Consider the following 7,276-nt stretch of genomic DNA (forward strand, 5'->3'; position numbering starts at 1 on the left):
GGGTTCTTCCCGCCGTTTTTCGTTTCATGTCAGGGTTTTGGGGAAAGGTGGACCTTGTCGCCTGCTCCTCGCCCACCCATATCTCGGTTATCATTGGGCCTGCCTTCGGGAGGCCCGTCACATTGGTCCTGTCGATGCTGCTCAGCGGGTCGACAAGGAAATGGAGACATGGAATGAATATCGAGAAATATACGGAGCGCGTGCGGGGCTTCATTCAATCCGCGCAAACCTATGCCCTTTCACAGGGCCACCAGCAATTCACTCCCGAACATATGCTCAAGGTGCTCATCGATGACGATGAGGGCCTGGCTGCTTCGCTCGTCGAGCGGGCGGGCGGACGCGTGCGCGATGTGAAGCTTGGTGTGGAAGCTGCACTGAAGGCGATGCCGAAGGTGGAAGGCGGCAACAGCCAGCTTTATCTCGCGCAGCCACTCGCGAAGGTTTTTGCGACCGCAGAGGAAGCGGCCAAGAAGGCCGGCGACAGTTTTGTCACGGTTGAGCGTTTGCTCACTGCCATGGCTATCGAGAAGTCGGCCAAGACCGCCGACATCTTGGCGAAGGCCGGTGTCACGCCCAAGGCGCTGAATGAAGCCATCAACGATCTGCGGAAGGGACGAACGGCTGATTCGGCCAGTGCCGAGCAGGGTTATGATGCATTGAAGAAATACGCACGCGATCTCACAGCCGATGCCCGGTCGGGCAAGCTTGATCCGGTGATCGGTCGCGATGATGAAATCCGTCGCACGATCCAGGTTCTCTCACGCCGCACCAAGAACAACCCGGTGTTGATCGGTGAGCCGGGCGTGGGCAAGACCGCTATCGCGGAAGGCCTAGCGCTGCGCATCGTCAATGGGGACGTGCCGGAATCGCTGAAGGACAAGCAGCTCATGGCGCTTGATCTTGGTGCGATGATTGCCGGTGCGAAATATCGCGGTGAATTCGAGGAACGCCTGAAGGCCGTACTTTCGGAAGTCACCGCGGCCAACGGCGACATCATTCTCTTCATTGACGAGATGCACACGCTGGTCGGTGCCGGCAAGGCCGATGGCGCGATGGACGCCTCCAACCTGCTCAAGCCTGCCCTGGCACGCGGTGAACTGCACTGCGTGGGTGCAACGACGCTTGATGAATATCGTAAGCATGTCGAAAAGGATGCCGCACTTGCCCGCCGCTTCCAGCCGGTTTTCGTTGAAGAGCCGACGGTCGAGGACACGGTTTCCATCCTGCGCGGTTTGAAAGAAAAATACGAGCAGCACCACAAGGTACGGGTCGCCGACTCGGCACTGGTGGCGGCTGCAACGCTCTCCAACCGCTATATCACCGACCGCTTCCTGCCCGACAAGGCCATTGACCTTGTGGACGAGGCCGCGTCCCGTCTGCGCATGCAGGTGGATTCCAAGCCGGAAGAGCTCGATGAGATCGACCGCCGCGTCATGCAGTTGAAGATCGAGCGCGAAGCACTGCGGGTCGAGACCGACCAGGCTTCCAAGGATCGGCTGGAAAAGCTCGAACAGGAGCTTGCCGGTCTGGAAGAGGAATCCGCGCGGCTGACAAGCGCCTGGGCGGCGGAAAAGGACAAGCTTGGTCTTGCTGCCGAACTGAAGCGTCAGCTTGATGAAGCGCGTAACGAACTGGCCATTGCTCAGCGCAAGGGGGAGTTTCAGCGTGCCGGCGAGCTTGCCTATGGTCGGATTCCCGAGCTTGAGCGCAAGCTGACCGAAGCCGAGGCGCAGGACGGGAAGGGCACGATGGTCGAGGAAACGGTTTCTCCCGACCATGTCGCGCATATCGTTTCGCGCTGGACCGGTATTCCGGTCGACAAGATGCTTGAAGGCGAGCGCGAGAAGCTCCTGCGCATGGAAGACGAACTGGCACGCCGGGTTGTGGGGCAGGGCGAGGCCGTGCAGGCGGTGTCCAAGGCGGTTCGCCGTGCGCGCGCCGGTCTACAGGATCCCAACCGCCCGATCGGCTCCTTCATGTTCCTTGGCCCCACGGGTGTGGGCAAGACCGAATTGACCAAGGCGCTTGCAAACTTCCTCTTCGACGACGAACAGGCATTGGCGCGCATCGACATGTCGGAATTCATGGAGAAGCACTCCGTGGCGCGGCTCATCGGTGCACCTCCCGGATATGTGGGCTATGAGGAAGGTGGCGTTCTGACAGAAACGGTGCGGCGCAGGCCTTACCAGGTGATCCTGTTCGACGAGATCGAGAAGGCGCATCCGGATGTCTTCAACGTCCTGCTCCAGGTGCTTGATGACGGGCGCCTGACCGATGGGCAGGGGCGTACGGTGGATTTCCGGAACACGCTCATCATCATGACATCCAATCTGGGCGCCGAACATCTCGTCAATCTTGGCGAGCATGAGGACGTCGACAAGGTCCGCGATGAAGTGATGGGCGTGGTGCGTGCATCCTTCCGTCCGGAATTTCTCAACCGCGTGGACGAGGTCATTCTCTTCCATCGTCTGCGTCGTCGCGACATGGGCGAAATCGTACGTATCCAGCTCAAGCGTCTCGAGGCGCTGCTTGCCGATCGCAAGATCAGTCTGGAGCTCGATGACGAAGCCATCGAGTGGCTGGCCGGCAAGGGCTATGACCCCGCCTATGGCGCACGACCGCTCAAGCGTGTGATGCAGAAGGAACTGCAGGATCCGTTGGCGGAGAAGATCCTGCTGGGCGAGATTTTCGATAACTCCACCGTGAAGGTCACGGCCGGATCTGACCGCTTGAATTTCCGCTCCGCCCAGGTGGGGTCAGCGGAAGAAAGTGCAGCTGCATAAAAGGAAAAACGGAAAGGGCGCGGCAATCACCGCGCCCTTCCTTTCGGAGCGGGGACATGGAGAAGCAGGCGTTCAACCGGTTCTGCAGCGGGTTTGCCGCGGCGACCCATGTGGTGCAGTGGGGCGGTGCTGAAGTCTGGAAGGTCGGCGGCAAGGTCTTCGCCATTGGCAGTAGCCAGGATGGTTCGCTCCTTGCCGTGACTTTCAAATGTTCTCCGGCTGCCTACGATATTCTTCAGGAGCAGCCGGGTCTCCGACCCGCACCCTATCTGGCTTCGCGAGGCATGAAGTGGATCCAGCGTACGGGCCGTGAAAGCATGGATGACGCCGCTCTGGAGGATTATATCCGCGAAAGCTATCGTCTGGTGGTCGCGAAGCTTCCGCTCAAGACACGTAGAGAACTGGGTATAAAAGGGTGACTGCCCTGAATCCAACCATGAGCCGAGCCATTTTCATGCCCGGTTCATCTCTTATTAACTAGCCTCGCGGCTCATCGCTTCCTGCCTTGCGGCAGGACAGGTCCGGCATTTCAACGGAGATGGCATATCTTGAAAGCGGCTTTATTCCCGGTTCTCTCTGGTCTTCTTATCGCACCTGAGGCGTTTGCAGGTCCCCTTCCCAATTCGGGGCTCGAAGGGCGGTCGTCGGGCAATGGGTCCTATCTGCTTGCACAAAGCTATGATTTCGATGTCTTCATCGACCAGTACGGACGAGAAGTGGTGCTGGATCCGCAAACGGGTCGGGTCGTCGAGATCCGTCCGCCGGCAGTTCCAAGACCGCGTGCGGAAGAGCGCCGCTTGCAGCGCGAGTGGGAGTTGGGCCGCCGCGATCTCTATGATGACCGCGATCTGGAAATCATCGAACGGCTGCGGCGCGAAAGGCTGCGTGAAGAGCGCCGGATGCGCGAAGAACCCCTTTATGGCGATGACGATTTCTATCGCCGCCAGCGCGGCACCGGCGAAGAAGAACGCGGGATCGGTGAGGCGGCACCCGTTGAACGCCGTCCGCTGGAGGAGCCGACACAGGATGATCGCGAACTGGCGTCCGTGCCGGAGGCCAGCGATATCGACGAGGCAATCGAGCAATCGACGATCGACGAGCCGACCAAGCCGGGCGAGATGCCGCGTATTGCCGGTGTCAGCGAGGAGGTGATCGGCTACCAGGTGCTGCTCGACCGCGCGGGAGCGTCGCCTGGTGTGATCGACGGGCGCATGGGCGACAATGTCAACAAGGCCATTGACGCCTACAAGGAGATAACCGGGCAGACCTTGCGGACCTATGACAAGGAGTGGGTCGCCGCGGAACTCGAAGCCACAGGTGGTCCTGCCCTGATCGAATACACGATAACGCCGGAAGATGCGGCAGGTCCCTATGTTGCCTCGGTGCCCGATGACTACGGAGAAAAGGCGAAGCTGGAAAAACTTGCCTTCACCAGCGTGCCGGAAGCGCTTGCGGAACGATTCCACATGGATGAGAAGCTCCTGCGGGCGCTCAATCCAAAGGCCAATTTCAACCGACCGGGAACGGTCATTCGCGTGGTCAACACGGGCGAACCCGTCACGCGTGACGTGGCACGTATCGTGGCGGACAAAGGTCGGCGTCAGGTGCGCGCCTATGACAGCACCGGCAAGCTGGTCTCGGCCTATCCAGCGACGATCGGCTCGGATGCCACGCCCTCACCTTCCGGCACGCACGAGGTGACGAGGGTCGCATTCGATCCGAACTACACCTACAACCCGAAGATCAATTTCAAGCAGGGTGACAATGACAAGGTGCTTACGATCCCGCCGGGTCCCAACGGACCGGTCGGAACCATCTGGATCGCACTTTCCAAGCCCACCTATGGCATCCACGGCACACCCGAGCCATCAAAGATCGGCAAGACATCCTCTCACGGCTGTGTACGGCTGACGAACTGGGATGCCCACGAATTGGCGAAGCGGGTCAAGCCGGGCGTGACGGTGGAATTCTCCGAGTAAGCGCCGAGGACGCGCAATGGCCGACATCAGGTCATCGGATCTCGGGAGCAAGAAAAAGGCGGGCTTGCGAAGCCCGCCTTTTTTCATGTCTTCAATCGAAGCAGCCTAATTGGCTTTCGCAGCCATCGTGGGAGGGGCGGCGAGTGAATCCTTGAGCAGCTCGTCGATGCGTTCGCGTTCGCGCAGGAACGCCTCAAGCGCTTCGCCCTTCAGCGTCTTGCTGTCGGGCAGGCGCACACGGGTCGGGTCCACCTTGCGGTCGTTCACGATCATCTCGTAGTGCAGATGATTGCCGGTCGACTGTCCGGTTGAGCCGACATAGCCAATGACCTGTCCCTGCCTCACTGTCGCGCCAACCTTCACGCCCTTCGCAATGGCGCTCTGGTGGTTGTAGGAGGTGCGATATCCGTTTGCATGGCGGACAATGGTCTGGCGGCCATAGCCACCGGCCCAGCCCGCTTTTTCCACTACACCGTCGCCTGGCGCGATGATCGGCGTGCCACGCGGTGCGGCCCAGTCGACGCCGGTATGCATGCGTGCATAGCCCAGGATCGGGTGGCGCCGCATGCCGAAGCCTGAGGTGAACCGACCGTTCGGAACAGGATTACGCAGCAGGAATGGCCGCGCGCTACGGCCTTCGGGATCGAAATAGTCGACCGAACCGTCTTCCGACTGGAAGCGGTAATAGGTGCGCGATTTCCCTCCAAGGGTTGCCGCGACATATAGCAATTCGGACGTGTCTGTCGCGTTGCCATCTTCATCGGGCTGCGAGAAGAAGACTTCCAGTCGGTCCGAAGGGGATAGGCGCGCCTGGAAGTCGACATCGGCAGCCAGCAGCTTGATCAGGCGCTGGGTCATCGGCTTGGTCAGACCATAGGAGAATGCCGCCTTGTAGATCCCGTCATAAGTGCGCGGAAGGTCGGAGCGCGGCAGATTCGGCGGCGGACGGTTCTCAAGTGCAGCCAGAAGCTCCTCGCCCAGTTCCGGTTCTTCTGCGGGAACGAATTGCTGGCGATCGTCGATCGCGATGGTCGCGACATGCTGCTTGCCGTCATAGACACTTGCGCGAACGACGCGGCTGGTTTCGCCGCGCGCTTCCACACCAAGACGGATCATGGTGCCGGCTCTCAAGGCATCAGCGTTCAGAAGACGCGCAATGGCTTCCGCCATGGCTGTGCCGTCCTCGCCCTCATACCCGGAATTGGCAAGTGCATCGACGATCGGCTGGCTGGATGAGAAGAAGATCACGTCTTCGGCAAAGCCGATGGATGGTCCCTCGGGTGCACTGCGCGCGGCGACCGATACATTCTCCTGCACGATCTTCACGCCGTAATTGGCGAGGGTTCGCGTGGCGAGCGTATCGCCAAAGCGCTGCGGGTCCACATAGTGAAGTGCGGCAACCTGTATGTCGCCATCGGTCAGGATTGCGCCGGTATTGCGCACCACCTGTTCGACCTCATCGACCGAAAGATCGCTGTTCTCGTCGAAGGCATCTGTATCGAGAGGGAAGGGAGAGGTGCGCAGGCTGACCTCGCTTTCCACTTTCGCGCCATAGATGAGGCCGGTCTGTGCGGTGACCGTTGCGCCCTCTTCGGAAAACACGGTCAGCGGGTCAAAGGCAGGATAGTCACGATTGGTGGAGTAGCTTGCCGCCAGAGGCATGCGCACATGCACGAAGGGGAGGGTGCGAATGACTTCCCGATCACCATCCTTGAGCATGGTCGAAACTTCCATCACGCGCCGGTCCGTCGGCTTTGCCAGCGCCAGCGAGGGGATCAGTCTCGTCGTCTTTGCCGCTTCGCCGGATCTGCGCAAGACATCATCGAGCGCTGCGATCTCCGGCGGTGTGGCCAATTGCTCGCGACCATCAAGTGCTGCAGAAAGCGCGACGCCCATCAGCACCGTCGATGTCACTCCGGTCAGGAAGGTGCCCAGCAGCCAACGCGCGGAAATCTCCCGCCGATCAGGTGGACCGCCCCTGCCATCTGATACCAGCGGCGGCTCACTTCCCATATTGGTGTGTCTGATGTCCCGGTCTGCCAAGGTGATCGTTCACTCTTCTCTATAGGCCGGTGCCGGCAGTTCAATGATCATGCAGCAAGTCATGCCCAGCTGGAGGCATCAAGTCAAACCGGTGCGCCATTGCAACTGGGGAACAACCGGTTCGATCCCAGTCCCCGCCAACAGGCAGCGCACGACACGGCGGCGGATCAGCAAGACGGAGAGGGGCAAACCACTTTCCAGAGTCAGGCTGAGCCAGCTGCCGTGAATGTTGCGCCTTGCTAATTGCTGATTTCGGCTCCATTATGTCTTTCCCCAAGGAGAGAAACCGGCGCTTTTGCGTAGTATCTCGGGTCAGGCGATTTCCGCGTCGCAAAAACTTCAAAAAAGTGGATTTTAGTCGTTGACAGTTTTGGGGGTCGCGGCCTATATACGCCTCACCAACGAGGCGGGCGGCGCCAGCAGCGAGTGCTGGGGTTCGCCACTGAGTTGGTTTCAAATTCAGAGCGGCGT

At 60.1% G+C, this 7,276-nt stretch carries 4 protein-coding genes; 3 read left to right on the plus strand and 1 reads right to left on the minus strand.

The genetic code is table 11. The features are described from left to right. The first annotated feature begins 173 nt into the window (after window positions 1–173). From clpB to EL18_RS15855, 3 genes are all read left to right on the plus strand, one after another. Window positions 174–2,783, plus strand: coding sequence for an ATP-dependent chaperone ClpB (gene clpB, locus EL18_RS15845; RefSeq protein WP_036486295.1), 2,610 nt, complete (start codon window positions 174–176; stop codon window positions 2,781–2,783). A gap of 56 nt (window positions 2,784–2,839) precedes the next feature. Further along, window positions 2,840–3,202: an MmcQ/YjbR family DNA-binding protein gene (locus EL18_RS15850; protein ID WP_036486296.1), complete on the plus strand. Its 363-nt coding sequence runs from the start codon at window positions 2,840–2,842 to the stop codon at window positions 3,200–3,202. Between the two features lie 129 nt (window positions 3,203–3,331). After that, entirely contained in the window at window positions 3,332–4,762 is a 1,431-nt protein-coding gene (locus tag EL18_RS15855) for a L,D-transpeptidase family protein (RefSeq protein ID WP_036486297.1), read from the plus strand. A gap of 105 nt (window positions 4,763–4,867) precedes the next feature. On the opposite strand, the gene EL18_RS15860 is transcribed toward EL18_RS15855, so the two are convergent. Beyond that, on the minus strand, window positions 4,868–6,775 hold the full coding sequence (locus EL18_RS15860; protein ID WP_036486298.1) for a M23 family metallopeptidase: 1,908 nt from the start codon (window positions 6,773–6,775) through the stop codon (window positions 4,868–4,870). Between the last annotated feature and the right edge of the window lie 501 nt (window positions 6,776–7,276).

The sequence above is a fragment of the Nitratireductor basaltis genome (genome assembly GCF_000733725.1).
Taxonomy (GTDB): domain Bacteria; phylum Pseudomonadota; class Alphaproteobacteria; order Rhizobiales; family Rhizobiaceae; genus Chelativorans; species Chelativorans basaltis.

Coding starts and splice junctions, on each gene's coding strand:
- clpB (WP_036486295.1), top strand. CDS start 174: ATGAATATCGAGAAATATACGGAGCGCGTGCGGGGCTTCATTCAATCC.
- EL18_RS15850 (WP_036486296.1), top strand. CDS start 2,840: ATGGAGAAGCAGGCGTTCAACCGGTTCTGCAGCGGGTTTGCCGCGGCG.
- EL18_RS15860 (WP_036486298.1), bottom strand. CDS start 6,775: ATGGGAAGTGAGCCGCCGCTGGTATCAGATGGCAGGGGCGGTCCACCT.